This window comes from Pseudomonas sp. NPDC047961, assembly GCF_050272435.1.
GTDB lineage: Bacteria > Pseudomonadota > Gammaproteobacteria > Pseudomonadales > Pseudomonadaceae > Stutzerimonas.
Genome location: NZ_JBNNMD010000002.1, coordinates 578,891 through 598,846 on the forward strand (window position 1 = coordinate 578,891; position 19,956 = coordinate 598,846).

At 61.3% G+C, this 19,956-nt stretch carries 16 protein-coding genes and 1 riboswitch; of the genes, 7 read left to right on the top strand and 9 right to left on the bottom strand.

From position 1 onward, the window contains the following. Nucleotides 1-222: 222 nt before the first annotated feature. Both ACQKIK_RS08935 and ACQKIK_RS08940 read right to left on the bottom strand, forming a co-directional pair. Entirely contained in the window at nt 223-984 is a 762-nt protein-coding gene (locus ACQKIK_RS08935; protein ID WP_499135647.1) for an ABC transporter permease, read from the bottom strand. Beyond that, on the bottom strand, nt 981-1,910 hold the full coding sequence (locus ACQKIK_RS08940) for an ABC transporter ATP-binding protein (protein ID WP_045423767.1): 930 nt from the start codon (nt 1,908-1,910) through the stop codon (nt 981-983). The genes ACQKIK_RS08935 and ACQKIK_RS08940 overlap by 4 nt, the downstream gene beginning before the upstream one ends. Nucleotides 1,911-2,055: 145 nt before the next feature. Between ACQKIK_RS08940 and ACQKIK_RS08945 the strand changes: the two genes are divergently transcribed. From ACQKIK_RS08945 to ACQKIK_RS08955, 3 genes are all read left to right on the top strand, one after another. Continuing rightward, nucleotides 2,056-3,387 (top strand): ferredoxin reductase family protein, encoded by a 1,332-nt coding sequence (locus tag ACQKIK_RS08945; RefSeq protein WP_499135648.1) that lies wholly within the window; start codon nt 2,056-2,058, stop codon nt 3,385-3,387. Nucleotides 3,388-3,451: 64 nt separating this feature from the next. Further along, the gene (gene ligB / locus ACQKIK_RS08950; RefSeq protein ID WP_499135649.1) at nt 3,452-5,128 is read left to right on the top strand and encodes an NAD-dependent DNA ligase LigB; all 1,677 of its coding nucleotides are present in this window, start codon (nt 3,452-3,454) and stop codon (nt 5,126-5,128) included. A gap of 59 nt (nt 5,129-5,187) precedes the next feature. Next, complete coding sequence (locus tag ACQKIK_RS08955; protein WP_499135650.1) at nt 5,188-5,568, top strand: DUF1090 family protein; 381 nt, start codon at nt 5,188-5,190, stop codon at nt 5,566-5,568. A gap of 17 nt (nt 5,569-5,585) precedes the next feature. On the opposite strand, the gene ACQKIK_RS08960 is transcribed toward ACQKIK_RS08955, so the two are convergent. After that, entirely contained in the window at nt 5,586-6,035 is a 450-nt protein-coding gene (locus ACQKIK_RS08960) for a c-type cytochrome (RefSeq protein ID WP_499135651.1), read from the bottom strand. 72 nt (nt 6,036-6,107) lie between these two features. Next, nucleotides 6,108-6,542: a hypothetical protein gene (locus tag ACQKIK_RS08965; RefSeq protein ID WP_045423760.1), complete on the bottom strand. Its 435-nt coding sequence runs from the start codon at nt 6,540-6,542 to the stop codon at nt 6,108-6,110. A 158-nt stretch (nt 6,543-6,700) separates the two neighbouring features. Here ACQKIK_RS08965 and ACQKIK_RS08970 point away from each other — a divergent pair, with 158 nt between their 5' ends. The 4 genes from ACQKIK_RS08970 (at nt 6,701) to rhlE2 (ending at nt 12,564) form a co-directional block, all read left to right on the top strand. Next, complete coding sequence (locus tag ACQKIK_RS08970; protein WP_045423758.1) at nt 6,701-7,954, top strand: cation:proton antiporter; 1,254 nt, start codon at nt 6,701-6,703, stop codon at nt 7,952-7,954. A gap of 93 nt (nt 7,955-8,047) precedes the next feature. Next, a riboswitch (S-adenosyl-L-homocysteine riboswitch) is annotated at nt 8,048-8,140 on the top strand. 23 nt (nt 8,141-8,163) lie between these two features. After that, nucleotides 8,164-9,573 carry an adenosylhomocysteinase gene (gene ahcY, locus ACQKIK_RS08975; protein ID WP_499135652.1) on the top strand — a complete coding sequence of 470 codons (1,410 nt, stop codon included), beginning with the start codon at nt 8,164-8,166 and terminating at the stop codon, nt 9,571-9,573. Between the two features lie 80 nt (nt 9,574-9,653). Further along, nucleotides 9,654-10,505 carry a methylenetetrahydrofolate reductase [NAD(P)H] gene (metF, locus tag ACQKIK_RS08980; protein WP_499135653.1) on the top strand — a complete coding sequence of 284 codons (852 nt, stop codon included), beginning with the start codon at nt 9,654-9,656 and terminating at the stop codon, nt 10,503-10,505. Between the two features lie 232 nt (nt 10,506-10,737). Then, nucleotides 10,738-12,564, top strand: coding sequence for an RNA helicase RhlE2 (gene rhlE2, locus ACQKIK_RS08985; RefSeq protein ID WP_499135654.1), 1,827 nt, complete (start codon nt 10,738-10,740; stop codon nt 12,562-12,564). A gap of 103 nt (nt 12,565-12,667) precedes the next feature. Here the strand turns inward: rhlE2 and adeC are convergent, their stop codons facing one another. The 5 genes from adeC to ACQKIK_RS09010 all read right to left on the bottom strand — a co-directional run bounded on the left by adeC (nt 12,668) and on the right by ACQKIK_RS09010 (nt 19,790). Beyond that, a complete protein-coding gene (adeC, locus tag ACQKIK_RS08990; RefSeq protein ID WP_241529436.1) occupies nt 12,668-14,098 on the bottom strand; it encodes an AdeC/AdeK/OprM family multidrug efflux complex outer membrane factor in 1,431 nt (476 codons plus the stop codon). Next, nucleotides 14,095-17,229, bottom strand: coding sequence for an efflux RND transporter permease subunit (locus ACQKIK_RS08995; protein WP_499135655.1), 3,135 nt, complete (start codon nt 17,227-17,229; stop codon nt 14,095-14,097). Before ACQKIK_RS08995 ends, adeC begins: the two co-directional genes overlap by 4 nt. Nucleotides 17,230-17,235: 6 nt before the next feature. Next, a complete protein-coding gene (locus tag ACQKIK_RS09000) occupies nt 17,236-18,396 on the bottom strand; it encodes an efflux RND transporter periplasmic adaptor subunit (protein WP_064480813.1) in 1,161 nt (386 codons plus the stop codon). A 241-nt stretch (nt 18,397-18,637) separates the two neighbouring features. Next, nucleotides 18,638-19,213, bottom strand: coding sequence for a YceI family protein (locus ACQKIK_RS09005; protein WP_499135656.1), 576 nt, complete (start codon nt 19,211-19,213; stop codon nt 18,638-18,640). Nucleotides 19,214-19,235: 22 nt separating this feature from the next. Continuing rightward, on the bottom strand, nt 19,236-19,790 hold the full coding sequence (locus tag ACQKIK_RS09010) for a cytochrome b (RefSeq protein ID WP_499135657.1): 555 nt from the start codon (nt 19,788-19,790) through the stop codon (nt 19,236-19,238). Between the last annotated feature and the right edge of the window lie 166 nt (nt 19,791-19,956).

Below are 19,956 nucleotides of genomic sequence, written 5' to 3' on the forward strand. Positions count from 1 at the left end.
CGCCAGCGAAAGCCGGACGGGGCTTTTTTACAGGTGCGACGGTTCTCTGCCGCCCCGACAAGGCCGACGCCCCGCAGCACCGCTTCGGCCTCGACCCGCCCCAAACCGTAGGGTGGGCTTCAGCCCACCACCACGGACCTGCCAGCGACGCGGTGGATTGAAGCGGAACGCCGCCCGGCCCTCCCTACGAGATGGCCAGCGCATGGAGAAGCCTCGCCCGGCTCAATTCTTCAGACGATAACCCGTCTTGAAGATCCACCCGATCAGCACCAGACACAGCGCCAGGAAGCCCAGCGTCATGGCCAGGCTGATACCGACGTTAACGTCGGAAACCCCGTAGAAGCTCCAGCGAAAGCCGCTGATGAGGTACACCACCGGATTGAACAGTGTGACCTTTTGCCAGACTGGAGGAAGCATCTCGATGGAATAGAAGCTGCCGCCGAGAAAGGCCAAAGGCATGACGATCAGTGACGGCACGATCTGCAGCTTTTCCCAACCGTCTGCCCAGATGCCGATGATGAAACCGAACAGGCAGAAGGTCACCGCTGTCAGCACCAGAAACAGCGCCATCACCCAGGGGTGGGCTATCTCGTAGTCGACGAACAATCGCGCCGTCAGCAGGATCACCAGCCCGAGAATGATGGACTTGGTTGCCGCGGCGCCGACATAGCCGATGACGATCTCAAGATACGACACCGGTGCCGACAGCACTTCGTAAATCGTCCCCGAATAGCGCGGCATGTAGATGCCGAACGAGGCATTGGAAATGCTCTCGGTGAGCAGCGCCATCATGATCAGGCCGGGAATGATAAAGGCGCCGTACGGAATGCCGTGCATCGCCTCCATCCGCGAGCCGATAGCCGAACCAAACACCACGAAGTACAGCGACGTGGATATGACTGGCGTGGCGATGCTCTGCAGCAGCGTGCGCCAGGTGCGCGCCAGCTCGAACAGGTAGATGGCACGGATTGCATGGAAATTCATGTGCGGCTGCCCTTTACCAAGCTGACGAAAATTTCTTCCAGCGAACTCTGGCTCGACTGCAGGTCCTTGAAGTCGATGCCGTGCTCGGCGAGACGTCTGAGTAGCTCGGCGATGCCGGTGTCCTCGTGCTGGGCATCAAAGGTGAACACCAGCTGATTGCCCGAGTCGACCAGTTCGAGCGGGTAGCTGGCCAGGTCCGCCGGAATCTCGGCCAGCGGCCGTTGCAGATGCAGGGTCAGCTGCTTGGTGCCAAGCTTCTGCATCAGCGCTTTCTTGTCCTCGACCAGGATGATCTCGCCCTTGCTGATCACGCCAATGCGATCAGCCATCTCCTCGGCCTCTTCAATGTAGTGCGTAGTCAGGATGATGGTTACCCCGCGCTCACGCAGACGGCGGACCATTTCCCACATATCGCGGCGCAGCTCGACGTCAACGCCGGCCGTGGGTTCGTCGAGAAACAGGATGGTCGGTTCGTGGGACAGCGCCTTGGCAATCATCACGCGGCGCTTCATGCCGCCGGACAGCTCGATGATGCGCGCGCTCTTCTTGTCCCAAAGTGACAGGTCGCGCAGCAATTGCTCCAGGTAGGCGTCATCCGGAGCCTTGCCGAACAGTCCGCGGGAAAAGCGCACCGTCGCCCAGACACTCTCGAAGCCTTCATTGAAGAGCTCCTGCGGCACCAGGCCGATCTTGGAACGTGCGGCGCGGTAGTCATCGATGATGTCGAAGCCATCGACCCGAACTCGACCGCTACCGGGATTGACGATCCCGCAGATGATGCTGATCAGCGTGGTTTTGCCCGCCCCGTTGGGCCCGAGCAGGGCAAAGATCTCGCCCTTGTGGATCTCCAGATCGATCTGCTTGAGCGCTGGATGCCCCGACGCGTAGGTCTTGGTGAGGTGCTCGATGGTGATCACGGGTTGCACTGATGAATCACTCCGCAAAACATTTGGCTGGCGATTGTACGACGCAGTTAATTAGCTCACTAATCAATGCCGTTGATAACGATCATGCCCACCACTGCATCGCAAGCGCATGCTTCTCATGCTTCATCACAGCAGAGGGACCGCCATGCAACGGATCAGACTGGCCTTAGTCACATCGTTCATCACCGTGACCCTTCTCTGGCTCGCTGCTGCGGGCGGCATCACTGACGGCTATCCCCGTTTCTGGCCGCTGCGCGCAGACATGGTTCACTACAGTGGCGCTCTTGCCATCAGCGCAATGAGCGTGGCGATCTACCTCGCCATCCGCCCCCAGTGGCTGGAGCGCCTGCTGGGTGGCCTGGACAAGAGCTATCGGCTGCATAAATGGCTGGGAATCGGCGTGTTGGTGGTATCAACCGTACATTGGGGCTGGGCGCAGATTCCGAAATGGCTGGTGGGGTTGGGCTGGCTCGCAGCCCCTGCCCGACGCGGCGCCGGCAAAGCCAAGGATGGCCTGCTCGGCTGGCTGCATGGGCAACGGGGGTTCGCTGAGGACATCGGTGAATGGGCCTTCTATGTCGCCGCGTTACTGATTGTTCTCGCACTGACAAAACAGTTCCCGTACCGCTGGTTCTTCAAAACCCATCGCTGGCTGGCACTGGTCTATCTGGTGCTGGCGGTACACAGCCTCATGCTGATGCCACCCGCCTATTGGCCGTCACTACTGGGTGCGGTGATAGCCGTGTTGCTTATTGGCGGGACCTTTGCCGCTACTGTTTCGCTGCTGCGCCAGGTCGGACGCGCACATCAGGTTGTGGGCCGCGTCGATGGCCTGACCTATCACCCCGACAATCAGGTCCTGCATGTGAATGTATCGCTTGAAGGGCCCTGGCCCGGCCACAAACCCGGGCAATTTGCCTTTGCCAGCTTTGAGGAAAAGGAAGGACCACATCCCTTCAGTCTTTCCAGCGCCTGGCAGAACGACGGCAAGCTCTCCTTCTCGATCAAGGGACTCGGGGACTACACCCGTCGATTGCCGCAAACCCTGCACAACGGCGATGCGGTTACGGTAGAAGGCCCTTACGGCTGCTTTGATTTTAGCGGACACAAAGCGGGGCAAATCTGGGTAGCGGGCGGCATTGGAATCGCCCCGTTCATGAGCCGGCTACAGGCGCTGGCGGGCAGCAGCAAGGACAACACCATCGATCTTTTCTATTGCACCAGCGCACCGGACCAACGCTTCATCGCGCAGCTGCAAGCACTCGCTGCGTCCGCCCGGATACGTCTGCACGTACAGGTGGCCAGGGAGCATGGTCGACTCACGCCTGACCAGATCCGCCAAGAGGTGCCAGACTGGCTGCAGCGTGACGTCTGGTTCTGCGGGCCGGCCCGCTTCGGCAGCAAACTGCGCCAAGACCTGACCGAGCACGGCCTGCCAGCCAGCGATTTCCATCAGGAATTGTTCAACATGCGCTAGCGCACGGCCTCAGCTGACCCTGCGGAGCAGAATGGGCGACCTCAACGAGCAAGGATGCTCTTCTATGCAGCGCTTGATTGCGACAGCACTCTGTACTTTCTCCTGCCTGGCAATGGCGGATTGCCCTGACTGGCCGAACCGCCGCGCTGAAACGGAGATCGCAGCCTTGGCCGCCCAGGTGGCGCAATGGGACGACGCCTACCATCGGCGCGGTCTCTCGCTGGTCGACGACGAAATCTACGACCAGACCCGGCAGCGTCTGGAGCAATGGCAAGCCTGCTTTGCGACTGACAGCGCAGCAACAGCTGCAAACCCGCTGGACGGCAGCGACGGGCCCGTTGCCCATCCAGTCGCCCAGACCGGCCTGGCCAAGCTTGCCGATGCCGAAGCGGCCAAGGACTGGCTCACGGCCCGCTCGGATGTGTGGGTCCAGCCAAAAGTCGATGGCGTCGCGGTAACGTTGCATTACCAACAGGGTTCACTGGTCCGGGTGGTGAGCCGCGGCGACGGCAGCCATGGACAGGACTGGACCGACCGCGCCCGGCAACTGCAGGCCATACCGCTGCAGCTGCCGATCAAAAAAGAATTGATCCTGCAGGGCGAGCTGTACTGGCGCTTGCTGGACCATGTGCAAGCGCAAGCCGGCAGTGCCGGGGCGCGCAGCAAGGTCACCGGAGCGATGGCGAGGTTGGTGCTGGATGAGGCGACCGCCGCACAGATCGGCCTGTTCATCTGGGACTGGCCCAACGGCCCGGCCGACATGCGATCTCGCCTCGCCGGCCTGGTGGCGATGGGATTCGATGAAAGCGCTGCGCTGACCGTGCCGCTGGAAACTGCGGAACAAGCTGGCCATTGGCGTGACCACTGGTTCCGCCATAGTCTTCCGTTCGCCAGTGATGGGATCGTGCTGCGCCAGGGCGAGCGCCCGGACGCCTCCCGCTGGCAGGCCCAGCCGCCGCACTGGGCAATTGCCTGGAAATATCCGCTGCGCACGGCCGTTACCCGGGTGCGCGAGGTGACATTCAGCATCGGTCGCAGCGGCAGAATCACACCGGTACTGCAGCTGGAGCCGGTACAGCTCGATGACCGCCTTGTCAGCCGCGTCAGCCTCGGGTCCGTGAGGCGTTGGCAGCAGGCAGACGTACAACCTGACGATCAAGTCGCGATCGCCCTGGCCGGCCTGACCATTCCGCGCTTCGAGCGTGTCGTTTGGCGCATGCAGCAGCGGCGGGGGCGAGTCGAGGCGCCCGCACCCGGCGACTACCATTTTCTGAGTTGCTGGCAAGCCAGCCCTGGCTGCGAGCAGCAGTTCATCGCACGCCTTGTCTGGCTCAGCGGTAAGAAAGGGCTCGACCTGCCCCACCTGGGACCGGGGACTTGGCAGGCATTGGTGGATGCCAGGCTGGTCGATGACCTGCTTGACTGGCTGCACCTCGATCAGCGTCGTTTGCAACAAGTGCCAGGTATCGGCGAAGCCAGCGCCAGCACACTGGTCGCCAGTTTTCAGCTGGCACGCGCCCGTCCTCTCGCCAGTTGGCTACGGGCGCTCGGCGCGCCACCGGGTGCCGATGCAATCCCGGCCGACAGCTGGAGCGACCTGGACGCAATCTCCCAGTCGCAATGGCAGGCGGCGCCCGGTATCGGGTCGAAACGCGCTAAGCAGCTTCGGACCTTCTTCACGGCGCCGGAAATCCTCCGGCTGCGTCAGCAACTGCATGAGGTCGGGATTGCCGGGTTCTGAGGGCACTTCACCGCTGGACTCCAGTCTTATGACATCACAACAACAAAAAGGACCTGTGCATGACCGGCCGGCACAATCCCTTCGCGTATTTGCTGATCTGTCTCTGTTGCAGTGTGCCAACGATGGCAATGGCAGAGACGGACGCGGCCTGCAGCGAACCGCGCGAGCGCATCAGCCAGCAAATCAAGGACGCACGCCTGAAGGGCGATAGCAGCCAGCGCGCGTTACTAGAGGCTCAACTGCAACACCTGACCGAGCGCTGCAGCGGCGTGGTCCCGTTGCAACCCAACCACGCCGAGATCGAACGCGCGATGCGCCTGGCTACGACGCGCGAAGCGCAGCTGCGCGAGGCGTTGGGAACTGGTGATCAGCAGGTGATCGAAGTGAGCAAACGACGCCTGGATCAGGCCCGTAAGGAGCTGGAAGCGGCCAAGCGCTGATCGGTGTGCCGCCTCGATCAATAAGCGCGGAATTCCTTGTGGCACGCTTCGCAGGCGTCTTCTACCTGCTGAAACGCCGGCGCGACGCTTTCGGACGTTACCGGCGTCTGAGTGGTCGCGGCAACGAGCGCGGCAGTTCGGGCTTCTAGCTCTCGGGCCATCTGGTTAAATCGCGTCTGCTGCTGCCATACATCGTCGCGCGCATCGCTCTGCGCTTCCTTCACTTCCGGGTAATGCTGCCAGGGCTGGCGGGATAGCTGATCCAGCTTCGCCGCTCCGCTGGTGAAGCCTTCTGGATCGAACGGCAAGCGACCGCGCAGCATGCCGCCCAGGTCCTCTTTGACGTCGAGCATCTGCTGATAGATCGCCTTGCGTTTGCCGAGCGGAGAGTTGGGATCGATACGATCACAGCCAGCCAACAGCGCCAACACGGCGACCAGCGACACACTCAACGGCAACAGCTTCATGGTTCTACCACTCGGAAATACAACGGCCGGCGATTATCGCCCCTGCCGGCCGTATCACCAAACGTCACAAGCCTACTGCGACCATTCACCACCCGCGCTTTCACAGTCGACCTTGGCCTGGGCGTGGTCCGTTGCTTTGTAGTAGAAGGTGACGATGCGTGCCTGCTCGGGCACCGTGGTGGGCGCGGGCGTGCTGGTAGCCTGACTGCCAGTGGCGCGCTCGTTGGCCAGCGTCGCGGGCGTCAACGCTGCAGTACACACGCCGAAGTGACCGGATGGGCAACTTTCGAGGATCTCCCGGCGAGAATTCTTCACCGCCTCGTTGTTTTGACAGACCCAGTCGATGTTGTTGTCTTGCATGCCCTCGTAGCGAAAACACTTTTCGGTCGCCACCGGCGGCGGCACTGCGCCGGAGGTTTCGGCGCTGACGTAGCAGGAATTGGCGGCAGCCGGCAGGCTCAGCCCGGCAGCAATGGCTAGCAGAACAGAACGAAACAAGAGGTTCATGTTGGCAGCTCCTGAAAGGATCACTCGCCCGGCGAGGTTCACCGAACCTTATCGTTCGACCCTTCAGGCCGTGGCTGAGTTCGCGATTCGCCTGGCACCATTTGCGTCGAAACCTAGTCCACTCTGCATTCGCCCATCGATGCTGCCCTGAGGACCTCATGCTCGAACTTTCGGCCATTTTCATCAGCCTCACCGCACTGCTCGCCTACCTCAACTACCGTTTCATCGGCTTGCCACCCACCATCGGCGTAATGGCCACGGCACTGGTGTTTTCGCTGCTGCTTCATGGTTTGACCATGCTGGGCCTGCCGCTGCTGGAAGCGCAGATCGAAACCCTGGTTGGCCGGATCGACTTCAACCATCTGTTGATGGATGGGATGTTGTCGTTTCTGCTCTTTGCCGGCGCACTGCACATCAACCTGGCCGATTTGCGCGCCCGCCGTTGGGCGATCGGTCTGCTGGCCACCGTAGGCGTCCTGTTCTCCACTGCCGTGATCGGCTTCGGTAGCTGGTGGATCCTCGATCTGTTCGGGTTGCAGCCGCCGTTGATCTACTGCCTGCTGTTCGGCGCGCTGATCTCACCGACCGACCCAATCGCCGTGCTCGGCATCATGCGCTCGGCCGGCGCGCCAAAAGCGCTGGAAACCACCATCGTCGGTGAGTCGCTGTTCAATGACGGGGTCGCGGTGGTGGTCTTCACCGTGCTCCTGGGTGTGCTAGCGCGGGGGGAGGCTCCGGGCGCGGGTGAGGCTGTCTGGCTGTTCGTCGAGGAAGCCGGCGGCGGCATGCTGCTCGGTGCGCTGCTCGGCGCATTGACGTTTGCCCTGCTCAAGAGCATCGACCAATACCAGGTGGAGGTCCTGCTGACACTGGCGCTGGTCCTGGGTGGCTACACCCTGGCAACCCATCTGCACCTTTCCGGCCCGATCGCGATGGTGGTGGCCGGCCTGATCATCGGTAACCAGGGGCGGCGCCACGCGATGTCGGATCATACCCGGGAGAACCTGGACAATTTCTGGGAGCTGCTCGACGAGATCCTCAACGCGGTGCTGTTCGTGCTGATCGGCATGGAATTGGTGCTGCTGCCCTTCAGCGCGCAATACCTGCTGATCGCACTGTGCATCACACTGCTGATTCTGGGCACGCGCCTGGTGGCCGTCGGGCCGCCCGCGCTGCTGCTGCGAAAGATGGGTCGCGCACTGCCCAATGGAACGGTACGCATCCTGACCTGGGGTGGGCTGCGAGGCGGAATTTCTGTCGCGCTGGTGCTGGCATTGCCAGCAAGCGACGAACGCAATCTGCTGCTGAACATCACCTACCTCATCGTGCTGTTCTCGATTTTGGTCCAGGGATTGAGCATCGGTCGGCTGGTCCGCCAGATCTGCACGCGCGACAGCGGCGGCGGTCACTGACCGAGAGCACTGCGCCGGGCTTGGGATTGCTCGCGGTCACAGCTATAATCGCCGGGCTCTACACCGCCGACACTGCTCGGCCGTGCCCGCCACCTGTCCGAGGGGCGCTGCAGCAGGCTTACCTTCAGGGGGTCTGTCAGGCTCGGATAGGGCGTTAACCATACGCATCAACGGCGCCCATTCGCACAAAACGAATGGAGAACTCTTCAATGAGCGCTGTCATGACGCCTGCAGGTTTCAACGATTTCAAGGTCGCCGACATTTCCCTGGCTGCCTGGGGTCGCCGCGAGATCATCATCGCCGAATCCGAAATGCCCGCCCTGATGGGCCTTCGCCACAAGTACGCTGACGAGCAGCCGCTAAAAGGCGCGAAGATCCTCGGCTGCATTCACATGACCATCCAGACCGCCGTGCTGATCGAGACGCTGACCGCGCTCGGCGCCGAAGTTCGCTGGTCCAGCTGCAACATTTTCTCCACTCAGGACCAGGCCGCTGCCGCCATCGCTGCCGCCGGCATCCCGGTATTCGCGTGGAAAGGCGAGACTGAAGAAGAGTACGAGTGGTGCATCGAGCAGACCATCCTCAAGGACGGCCAGCCGTGGGACGCCAACATGATCCTCGACGATGGCGGAGACCTCACCCAGATCCTGCACGACAAGTACCCACAAGTGCTCGAGCGCGTGCATGGCGTCACCGAGGAAACCACCACCGGCGTACACCGCCTGCAGGACATGCTGAAGAAAGGCACCCTGAAGATTCCAGCGATCAACGTGAACGACTCGGTCACCAAGAGCAAGAACGACAACAAGTACGGCTGCCGTCACAGCCTCAACGACGCCATCAAGCGCGCCACCGACCACCTGCTCTCCGGCAAGCAGGCACTGGTGATCGGCTACGGCGACGTGGGCAAGGGCTCGGCGCAGTCGCTGCGTCAGGAAGGCATGATCGTCAAGGTTTCGGAAGTCGACCCGATCTGCGCCATGCAGGCCTGCATGGATGGCTTCGAATTGGTCTCCCCGTATAAGGACGGCCTGAACGACGGCACCGATGCGAGCATCGACACCGCGCTGCTGGGCAAGATCGACCTGATCGTTACCACCACTGGCAATGCCAACGTGTGCGACGCCGGGATGCTCAAGGCGCTGAAAAAGCGCGCACTGGTCTGCAACATCGGCCACTTCGACAACGAGATCGACACCGCCTTCATGCGCAAGAACTGGGCGTGGGAAGAGGTCAAGCCGCAGGTGCACAAGATCCACCGCACCGGCGCCGGCAGCTTCGATGCGCAGAATGACGATTACCTGATCCTGCTGGCCGAAGGCCGTCTGGTGAACCTGGGCAACGCCACTGGCCACCCGAGCCGAATCATGGACGGCTCGTTCGCCAACCAGGTCCTGGCGCAGGTTCACCTGTACAACGAGAAGTTCGCTGACCTGCCTGTCGCTGAAAGGACCCAGAACGTCACCGTGATGGTGCTGCCGAAGAAGCTCGACGAGGAAGTCGCAGCCGAAATGGTCAAGGGCTTCGGTGGGGTCATCACCCGCCTGACCCCGACCCAGGCCGAGTACATTGGCGTGGAAGTCGAAGGTCCGTTCAAGCCGGATAGCTACCGCTACTAATAACGGCCAGAGCCGCACCAGCGCTTTGCACGAGCCAGCTCGGTCAAGCGCGGTGTGGCTGATCGCCGAAAGGAATTGTCATGTCACAAACACGTAGCCATAGCTTCAGCTTCGAGTTCTTCCCGACCAAGACCGACGCCGGGCACGAAAAACTTCTGGCCACCGCCAGGCGCCTGGCCGAATACAAACCGGACTTCTTCTCCTGCACCTACGGTGCCGGCGGTTCGACGCGTGATCGCACCCTCAATACCGTGCTGCAGCTCGACGGCGAAGTGAAGGTCTCCACGGCGCCGCATCTGTCCTGCGTTGGCGACACCAAGGCTGAATTGCGCGAACTGCTGAACATCTACAAGGATGCCGGGATCCAGCGCATCGTCGCCCTGCGCGGCGACCTGCCCTCCGGCATGGGCATGGCCAGCGGCGAGCTGCGCTATGCCAATGAGCTGGTGGAATTCATTCGCGCCGAAACGGGCGATCATTTCCATATCGAAATCGCGGCTTATCCGGAGATGCATCCGCAGGCGCGCCAATTCGAAGATGACCTGGCCAATTTCGTGCGCAAGGCCAAGGCCGGTGCTGACAGCGCCATCACCCAGTACTTCTTCAACGCCGACTGCTACTTCTACTTCGTCGAGCGCGTGCGCAAGCTGGGCGTGGATACGCCGATCGTCCCGGGTATCATGCCGATCACCAACTACAGCAAGCTGGCGCGCTTCTCCGACGCCTGCGGTGCGGAAATTCCGCGCTGGGTGCGCAAGCAGCTGGAAGCCTACGGCGACGACATGGAGAGCATCCAGGCTTTCGGCACGCAAGTGATCACCGAGATGTGCGAGAAATTGCTCGCCGGTGGCGCGCCTGGGCTGCACTTCTACACCCTGAACCAGGCCGAACCCAGCCTGGCCGTCTGGGAAAACTTGAAGCTGGTTCGCTGAACTGCTCAGCTCCCTGCGAAACAGGGAGCTGGCCAATGAACCTGCGAACTGCCACACTGTCCTACCAATGCGGCGTTAACAGGCTCTGTTATACTCCGCGCTTCCGCCAGGCTTACGCCCGGATGTCGTTATCGTAGAGATGCGGCAGGACCGGACGGGATCGCACGCCAGTCGCGATTCGAGCCAGGCATGACCATCCCAGGGCAACGCCCTACACAAGACAGGATTACTCATGTCCTTTGCTTCCCTCGGTCTCTCCGAGGCTTTGGCCGGTGCCGTCGAGGCCGCCGGTTACACCCAGCCTACACCGGTGCAACAGCGGGCCATTCCCGCCGTGTTGCAAGGACGCGACCTGATGGTCGCTGCACAGACGGGAACCGGCAAGACCGGTGGCTTTGCCCTCCCCGTACTCGAAATTCTTTTCCCGGGCGGCCATCCTGACCGCGAGCACCGCCACGGTCCGCGCCAGCCGCGCGTACTGGTGCTGACGCCGACACGCGAGCTCGCCGCCCAGGTACACGATAGCTTCAAGCTGTACGCCCGCGACCTGCCGCTGAAAAGCGCGGTGATCTTCGGAGGCGTCGGCATGAACCCGCAGGTTCAAGCCATTGCAAAGGGCCTCGACGTGCTTGTCGCCTGCCCGGGCCGCTTGCTCGACTTGGCTAACCAGAAAGCCGTCGACCTTTCCCACGTGGAGATTCTGGTCCTCGACGAAGCCGACCGTATGCTCGACATGGGCTTTATCCATGACGTCAAGAAGGTCCTCGCCAAGCTGCCGACCAAGCGCCAAAACCTGCTGTTCTCGGCGACCTTTTCCAAGGACATCACCGACCTCGCCAGCAAGTTGCTGCACGAGCCGGAGAAAATCCAGGTCACACCGCCGAACACAACCGTCGAGCGTATCGAGCAGCGTGTTTTTCGTCTGCCATCGACGCACAAACGCGCCCTGCTGGCCCATCTGATCACCAAAGGCGCCTGGGAACAGGTGCTGGTGTTCACCCGCACCAAGCACGGCGCCAACCGCCTTGCCGAGTATCTCGACAAGCACGGTCTGCCGGCAGTCGCGATTCACGGTAACAAGAGCCAGAACGCGCGTACCAAGGCGCTAGCGGATTTCAAGGCCAACCAGGTACGTATCCTGGTCGCCACCGATATCGCCGCGCGCGGGCTGGACATCGACCAGCTGCCTCACGTGGTCAACTTCGAGCTGCCGAACGTCGAGGAAGACTACGTTCACCGGATCGGGCGTACCGGTCGGGCTGGCCGCAGCGGTGAAGCGATTTCGCTGGTTGCACCCGACGAGGAAAAGCTGCTCAAGGGCATCGAGCGGATGACCAAGCAGAAGATTCCGGACGGCGATTTGCTGGGCTTCGACGCCACCACCATCGAAGCGGAGAAGCCGGAAGTCCGTGAGCCGCGCCAGCCACGTCCTGCTCGCAACAGTGAACGCAAACCTCGGGGCGAGCGCGCCGCCAAAACCACCGAAACTGCAGCCAGCGAGCCGAAAGCGGGCGACCGCAACCGTCGCGGGCGCAACAAGCCGCGCAGTGCGCGTCCAGCTCAGGGCTCGGCAGAGCAGACAGCTGCAGCTCCGGTGAGCCGTCCGCCTCGCCTACCGAATGATCGCGCTCCGGACGAATTTCTTGATGACGAAGTCGATAACTTCGGCAACAGCGTCGACTATGTCAGTCCCTACCAGAACAAGCAGGGACGTGGCCGTCGTCCCGGCGCGCCGGCTCAACCGGCTCAACCGACTGGCCAGCCACGTGCCGCGGCAGCCCCACGCAGCGGCGCTGCCGGTGCAGGCGCTCAAGGTAAAGGCAAGCGTCAAGGGCAGCCTGCACGTGGCGCGCAGCCACGCCGCAAGAACGAAGGGCGTCGGATCGACGGTGATAGCGGTGGTGCCCGCCGGGACGTTGCGGAGAAGCCGAAGGAAAAGCAGCCGGTCATCATCCACAAGGAGTCGAAACTGGACCGACTGCCCAGCATTGAGCAGTTGGAACAGCTGCCGACCAAGCCTCGCGGCGAGAAGCCGGCATTGCTGACCCGCAATCGCTGAAACGCAGCACGAATAAAAACGCCGCCCTCAAAGGCGGCGTTTTTGTTTGAGCGTTGGCTCGATAATCACACCATCGACCGACGGCAAGCGTCGCGAGACAGACTCAACCTGGCCCAGGGATAGCCTCGGCATTTGCATCCCAACCGCCGCCCAACGCCTTGAACAACTCGACTTCGCTGATCATCTGCGCCAGACGGTCACTGATGTACTGCTGCTGCACTTCGAACAGCTGACGCTGTGCGTCGAGCAACGTCAGGTAGCTGTCTACGCCCGTCCGGTAACGCCTCTCGGCGAGACGATAGTAGTCTTCGCTGGTCTCCAACAAGTCACGCTGAGCCTGCAACTGGCGAACATAAGTCGCCTGGGCCGCCAGCCCGTCCGCCACTTCACGGAACGCCGTCTGGATCGCCTGTTCATACTGCGCCACCTGGATGTTGCGGCTGATCTCGGCGTAGTCGAGGTTGGCACGCAGCTGCCCGGCATTGAAGATCGGCACACTGATGCTCGGAGAAAAGTTCCAGTAGCTGGAGCCACCATCGAACAGCCCGGACAGCTCACTGCTCGCGGTACCTACCGCGCCAGTGAGGCTGATACGCGGAAAAAACGCTGCCCTCGCCGCCCCGATATTCGCGTTGGCAGCGCGTAGCTGATATTCAGCTTGAATGATGTCCGGACGCTTATAGAGCAAGTCCGACGGTAGCCCCACCGGAACCGTGGCCAGCAGGTCGCGCTCCAGCCGACCATCGGCCGGCAAGTTCAACGGAACGCTCTGGCCAAGCAGCAGCGTGAGGGCGTTGCGGTCTTGGGCAACCTGGCGGGTATAACGCTCGATTCCCACTCGCGCGGTATCGACCGCGCTGCGCGCCTGGCTCAACTCGAGCGCCGAGGCTACGCCGACATCGAAGCTGCGCTGAGTAAGTGAGAGGCTTTCCTCATAAGCATTCAGCGTGTCACGACTCACCTGCAACAGAGCCTGATCGGCCTGCAAGGTCAGCCAAGCATTGGCAACGCTCGCGATCAGACTGATCCGGGTGCTCCGCTGTGCTGCCTCGGTGGCGAAATACTGCTGTAGCGCCTGTTCACGCAGACTACCCAGGCGCCCGAACAAGTCCAGTTCCCACGAGACACCGAGCGTCGCGCTGTACTGGCTGCTGATGGCACCGTCGCCGGTCTGGTTCAGATCTCCAGGCGTTCGAGTACGACTGCCGGCCGCGTCGCCACTTACCAGCGGCAGCAGATCGGCCCGCTGAACACGGTAGAGCGCGCGATACGCATCGACATTTAGCGCCGCAACCCGAAGGTCGCGGTTGTTCTCCAGGGCCACGCGTATCAACTCACGCAGCGCGGGATCCCTGAAGAAGGCCTGCCACTCCATCTCCATCTGTCGCCCTTTCACCGCACTGGCAGAGCCGATGTAAGCCTCACCCTCGGGCCAGGACTCGGGCGTTGGTGCGTCGGGGCGCTGGTAATCAGGCATTAACGAGCAACCGCTCAGCGCTGCCATCAGCGCCAGGCTCAGTACTGACTTGTTCATTGCGCCTCTCCGTTTTGCTCGTCGCCCACAGTCTTTTTGCGCTTACCCAGCGAAGACACCAGGACATAGAACAACGGCACCCAGAAGATCGCCAACAGCATGGCGCTGAGCATGCCGCCGATCACACCTGTACCGATCGCATGTTTGCTGCCGGCACCCGCCCCGCTGGAGATCGCCAGCGGAAGTACGCCAAGCATGAATGCCAGTGAGGTCATGATGATAGGACGTAAACGAATGCGGCAGGCTTCGATCGCCGCCTCGGTTAGCGTCATGCCCTGCTCGTGCAAGGTCTTGGCGAACTCGACGATCAGGATTGCGTTACGCGCCGACAAACCTACGGTGGTCAACAGACCGACCTGGAAGAAGACGTCATTGGACAACCCGCGGCCCATGGTGAACGCCAGCGCGCCAACAATACCCAGCGGCACAACGAGCATGACCGAGAGCGGAACCGACCAACTTTCGTACAGGGCCGCGAGCGCGAGGAACACCACCAGCAGCGACAGGGCATACAGTGCCGGCGCCTGCGATCCCGACAAACGCTCTTCGTAGGACTGGCCAGTCCATGAGAACCCAATGCCAGCCGGCAATTGCGCGGCGATCCGCTCGACCGCCGCCATGGCCTCACCGGAGCTGTAGCCTGGTGCAGCCGCTCCCAGAATTTCCATCGCCGGCACGCCATTGAAACGAGTCAGCTTAGGCGGGCCATACGTCCACTCACCGGTGGCGAAGGCAGTAAACGGCACCATCTCGCCTGCGGCGTTGCGCACATACCATTTGCCGAGATCCTCCGGGTTCATACGCGAAGTGGGTTCGCCCTGCATGTAGACGCGCTTGACCCTACCCCGATCGATAAAGTCATTGACGTAACTCGAGCCCCAGGCAATCGATAGGGAGTCGTTGATCGCGGCAAGGGAAACCTGAAGAGCACGCGCCTTTTCGTCGTCGATGATCAGGCGGTACTGCGGCTCGTCGCGCATCCCGTTGAAGCGAACGCCGGTGAGCGCTGGGTTCTCTGAGGCCAGCTGCATGAACTGGTCACGCGCCTTGCTCAGGGCTTCATGGCCGAGCCCGGCCTGGTCCTGCAGATATACGTCGAAACCGGTGGCGTTGCCCAGCTCCATCACCGCAGGCGGCGCAAAGGCGAACACCATGGCATCGCGAAGACTAAAGAAGTACCCCTGGGCACGCTCAGCCAGCTCGAAGACACCCTGCCCGGGCTCGGTCCGTTCTTCCCATGGCTTGAGCATAATGAAGGCCATGCCTGAACTCTGCCCGCGGCCCGCGAAGTTGAAGCCGGTAATGGTGAACACCGAATTGACCGTCTCGCTTTCCTCGGTCAGCAGATAATCCCGCATCTGTTCGACAACCTCCTGGGTGCGACTCGCGGTCGAACCGGCAGGCGTCTGCACCTGGGCGAACAGCACACCCTGGTCTTCCTCGGGAAGAAAGGCAGTGGGAATGCGGGTGAACATCCAGATCATGATGCCGACAATGAGCAGATACATCAGCAGATAGGGCGCCTTGCGCCGCAACACAGCTTTCACACCACGCTCGTAGCGCAGGGTGCCGCGCTCGAAGGTGCGGTTGAACCAGCCGAAGAAACCGCGCTTGCCCTCATGATCGCCGCTATGCGGTTTGAGGATGGTGGCGCACAGCGCTGGCGTGAAAATCAGCGCGACCAGGACCGAGAGCACCATGGCCGAGACGATGGTTATGGAGAACTGACGATAAATAACCCCGGTAGAGCCACCGAAAAACGCCATCGGCAACAGTACAGCGGAAAGCACCACACCGATGCCTACCAGCGCGCCCTGGATCTGACCCATCGACTTGCGCGTCGCTTCCCGCGCCGAAAGCCCCTCCTCGCGCATCACCCGTTCGACGTTCTCCACCACCACGATGGCATCGTCCACCAGCAGACCGATGGCCAGAATCATGGCGAACATGGTGAGCGTGTTGATGCTGTATCCAAACGTCAGCAGGATCGCGAAAGTGCCGAGGATCACCACTGGCACAGCCAGCGTCGGGATCAGCGTGGCCCGCAGGTTCTGCAGGAACAGGAACATCACCAGGAACACCAGTACGAAGGCTTCTATCAGCGTGTGGACTACGCCTTCGATGGAGGCCGAGATGACCGGTGTGGTGTCGTAGGGGTAAACCACCTCGACGCCAGGCGGGAAGAAAGGCTCCAGCTCGGAGATCGTCTGACGGACCGCTGTTGCGGTATCGAGCGCGTTGCCACCCGCCGCCAGGCGTATCCCCAAACCTGCTGCAGGCCGGCCGTTGTACTCGGCGCGAATTGCATAGCTTTCGGCGCCGAGCTCGACCTTGGCCACGTCACGCAGGCGCACCTGTGATCCATCGGCGTTAACCTTCAGCAAGATCTTCTCGAACTGCTCCGGCGTCTCCAGACGGGTCTTGCCAATGATGGTGGCGTTAAGCTGCTGGGTTTCCACCGCCGGCAGACCACCAAGCTGACCGGATGAAACCTGGACGTTCTGCTCCTGGATCGCAGACCGGACGTCCACTGCGGTCAGTTGGTACTGCTGCAGCTTGGCTGGGTCCAACCAGATCCGCATGGCGTACTGCGCGCCGAACACTTGGAAGTCTCCGACGCCAGGGGTACGCGAAATTGGATCCTGCACGTTAGCAACGATGTAGTTGGCCAGGTCGAAGTTGCTCTGTTGCCCGTCCTTGGACACCAGCGCCACCACCATCAGGAAGTTACGCGCCGATTTCGACACGCGTATGCCCTGCTGCTGAACCGCCTGCGGGAGCAGGGGCGTGGCGAGCTGCAGCTTGTTCTGTACCTGCACCTGCGCGATGTCAGGGTCGGTGCCCTGCTCAAACGTCACGTTGATCGTCATGCTGCCATCAGAGTTACTTTCCGATGAGATGTAACGCAGACCATCGAGGCCATTGAGCTGCTGTTCGATGACCTGGACAACTGTGTCCTGAACCGTTCGCGCTGAAGCGCCGGGGTAGTTGACCGAAATCGACACGTTCGGCGGCGCGATGCTCGGGTACTGGTTGACTGGCAGCTTGAGAACCGCCAACGCTCCGGCAAGCATCAGCACCAGGGCGATCACCCAGGCAAAGATGGGCCGGTCGATGAAGAACTTGGACATGTCTGGTTATCCCTCTTGGCCAGCGGCGGCTGCGCCAGCCTGGCCATTGCTCTGCCCGGCCTGCTTGACGTTACCGGCTGGCTGCGCATTGACCTCGACACCTGGACGAATGAACTGCAGCCCTTCGGTAATCACGCGATCACCTGGCTGCAAGCCTTCGCTCACCAGCCAGCGATTACCGACTGCACGCTCGGTCTTGATCTGACGCAGTTCGACCTTATTGTCGGCGCCTACAACCATCGCGGTCGGCTCTCCACGAGCATCACGGGTAACGCCCTGTTGAGGCACCAGCAATGCCTGCTCTCGAACACCGGCCGGCAAGCGCGCGTGAACGAACATTCCAGGCAGAAGCTCCTTTTCTGGATTCGGAAACTTGGCGCGGATGGTGACCGAACCCGTGCCTTCGTCCACGGACACTTCGGAGACTTCCAGCGTACCGTCATGCGGATATTCGGAGCCGTCCGGCAAGATCAGCCGGGCCTTGGCCGCGCTGTCGCCAGCCTGCTGCAGCCGGCCGCTTTCCAGGTCGCGCCGCAGGGCAATCAAGTCCTGCACCGGCTGGGTCACATCGACATAGATCGGATCAAGCTGCTGGATGGTCGCCAACTCCTGCGCCTGGCCATTGCTGACCAACGCCCCTTCGGTCACCGCGGAGCGGCCTATACGCCCGGAGATGGGCGCTAGTACTTTGGTATAGCGAACATCGATTTTCGCCCGTTCCAGCTCGGCCTGGGCCTGCAGAGACGCAGCCCGGGCCTCATCATGGGCTTGCTGGCTCACCGCCTGTTCCTTGACCAGCAGCGCATAGCGATCAGAGAGCGACTTGGCCGACGCCAGCCGCGCCTGAGCACTTTTCAGGGTGGCCTCGTATACGGCCGGATCGATCTGATAGAGCTGCTGGCCCTTCTTTACTTCACTCCCTTCTGTGAACAGGCGCTTCTGAATGATGCCGCTGACCTGCGGCCGGACCTCGGCAACGCGGAAGGCTGTGGTTCGCCCCGGCAGCTCCGTTGTCAGTTCGAACGGCTCAGCTCCGAGTGTCACGATGCCAACCTGAGGGGCCGGCTTCCCCGCCGGCGCCGCCGCTTGTTCGTCCTGACAACCGCTGAGCAGTGCTACGGCGACGAAAAGTGGAATCAGAACAGCACTGGCTGGTTTGATCAGCATCGGGAGTGACCTCATTGAACAAATGGCCCTAGAGCAGAACAGCCTGGGCAGACTCGAATGGCAGAATGCGACGAATATACTTACGTGCAGTAGTGTTTGTAAACAGGCGATTGCCTCTCCGACGGGCTATTGCGCTGATACCGATGCTGCCAAGAACGCTGCAAAATGCCTGGACGCGGCCCTGACCACCGCACAAAAAGCAGAACGCCGGCTTACGCCGGCGCCTGGTGACTATTGTCGATTACTGGCGGATGCCTTCGACCGAGATGATCAGATCGACTGACTGCGAAGCCGGTCCAAGATCCATTTTGATAGCGAAGTCTTTCAACTTGAGCGTCGTCGTGCCTTCAAAGCCTGCACGGTAGCCGCCCCATGGGTCCTTGCCTTCACCGAGGAACTTGGCCGCAATGATCACCGGCTTGGTGACGCCGTTTAGGGTCAGATCGCCCGTGATATCTGCAGTACCGTCACCAGTCGGCTTGACCGAGGTGGACTCGAACGTCGCCGTTGGGTGCTCAGAGACGTTCAGGAAATCCTCGCTGCGCAGATGCTTGTCACGCTCGGCATGGTTGGAAAAGACGCTGTCCGTCTCCAGCGTTACCTTCACGCTGCTTGCTTCAGGCTTCGCGGCATCGAAGCTGAAGCTGCCGTCGAACTCCCTGAAGGAGCCCCAAAGCCAGCTATAACCCAGGTGGCTGATCTTGAAGTTAACGAAGGCGTGCTGGCCTTTGGTGTCGATCGCGTAGTCAGCGGCAAACGCCTGGCCAGCAAGCATCATCGAGCCCAGGGCCAGTGCAGCGAAGCTTTTCTTCAACATGGAGTACTCCTTTCGAGGTTTGTCAGGCATCGGCGCGTCCGAACATTCGTTTGAGCGTCGAATCGCGATCGATGAAATGGTGCTTCAGAGCCGCCAGGGCATGCAGACCGGAGAAAATCACCAGTCCCCAGGCGAGGTATTCGTGGATCAGTCCGGCTATGTCTTCCTGATCCGGAATCGAGGTGATCAGCGCAGGCACTTCGAACCAGCCGAACACGCTGATGCTGCGGCCGTCTGCCGTGGAAATGAGGTAGCCCGAAATCATCACTGCGAACAGCCCAAGGTAGAGCACGCCGTGACCCGCCTTGGTCGCCAACCGCGTCAATCGGCCGTGGCTAGCAAGTGGCGCTGGGCCGCTGCTAAGGAAGCGCCAGGTGACGCGCAGAATCATCAGGGCCAGCAAGAGCAAGCCGATACTTTTGTGGATGTCCGGCGCCGTGCGGTACCAGCTGCTGTAATAGGTCAGCCCGACCATCCAATAACCCAGCGCAAACAGGCCGACTACGGCAACCGCTACCAGCCAGTGCATCGTGATGCTGACCAGACCGTAGTTAGTAGAAGAGTTTCGCCATTGCATTGCTAAGTCCCGAACTGATTAACGCGCTTAGCCTAACGGCTAACAGATCGAAATGAATCGCATTTTTTCGTTTCAAAATATCGGCCCGGTAGATAGGTCCGTTTTCGCTGAACGGACCACCGTGCGGTTTCTGCTAGGCTGCGCCGATGTCTATACCAAGGAGCAA

Bases quoted from the DNA above. Each gene is read 5' to 3' on its own strand.
- ACQKIK_RS08965 (WP_045423760.1), bottom strand. From the start codon at position 6,542: ATGAACCTCTTGTTTCGTTCTGTTCTGCTAGCCATTGCTGCCGGGCTG.
- metF (WP_499135653.1), top strand. From the start codon at position 9,654: ATGTCACAAACACGTAGCCATAGCTTCAGCTTCGAGTTCTTCCCGACC.
- ACQKIK_RS09005 (WP_499135656.1), bottom strand. From the start codon at position 19,213: ATGTTGAAGAAAAGCTTCGCTGCACTGGCCCTGGGCTCGATGATGCTT.
- ahcY (WP_499135652.1), top strand. From the start codon at position 8,164: ATGAGCGCTGTCATGACGCCTGCAGGTTTCAACGATTTCAAGGTCGCC.
- ACQKIK_RS08960 (WP_499135651.1), bottom strand. From the start codon at position 6,035: ATGAAGCTGTTGCCGTTGAGTGTGTCGCTGGTCGCCGTGTTGGCGCTG.
- rhlE2 (WP_499135654.1), top strand. From the start codon at position 10,738: ATGTCCTTTGCTTCCCTCGGTCTCTCCGAGGCTTTGGCCGGTGCCGTC.
- ACQKIK_RS09000 (WP_064480813.1), bottom strand. From the start codon at position 18,396: ATGCTGATCAAACCAGCCAGTGCTGTTCTGATTCCACTTTTCGTCGCC.
- adeC (WP_241529436.1), bottom strand. From the start codon at position 14,098: ATGAACAAGTCAGTACTGAGCCTGGCGCTGATGGCAGCGCTGAGCGGT.
- ACQKIK_RS08945 (WP_499135648.1), top strand. From the start codon at position 2,056: ATGCAACGGATCAGACTGGCCTTAGTCACATCGTTCATCACCGTGACC.
- ACQKIK_RS08995 (WP_499135655.1), bottom strand. From the start codon at position 17,229: ATGTCCAAGTTCTTCATCGACCGGCCCATCTTTGCCTGGGTGATCGCC.
- ACQKIK_RS09010 (WP_499135657.1), bottom strand. From the start codon at position 19,790: ATGCAATGGCGAAACTCTTCTACTAACTACGGTCTGGTCAGCATCACG.
- ACQKIK_RS08970 (WP_045423758.1), top strand. From the start codon at position 6,701: ATGCTCGAACTTTCGGCCATTTTCATCAGCCTCACCGCACTGCTCGCC.
- ACQKIK_RS08955 (WP_499135650.1), top strand. From the start codon at position 5,188: ATGACCGGCCGGCACAATCCCTTCGCGTATTTGCTGATCTGTCTCTGT.
- ligB (WP_499135649.1), top strand. From the start codon at position 3,452: ATGCAGCGCTTGATTGCGACAGCACTCTGTACTTTCTCCTGCCTGGCA.
- ACQKIK_RS08935 (WP_499135647.1), bottom strand. From the start codon at position 984: ATGAATTTCCATGCAATCCGTGCCATCTACCTGTTCGAGCTGGCGCGC.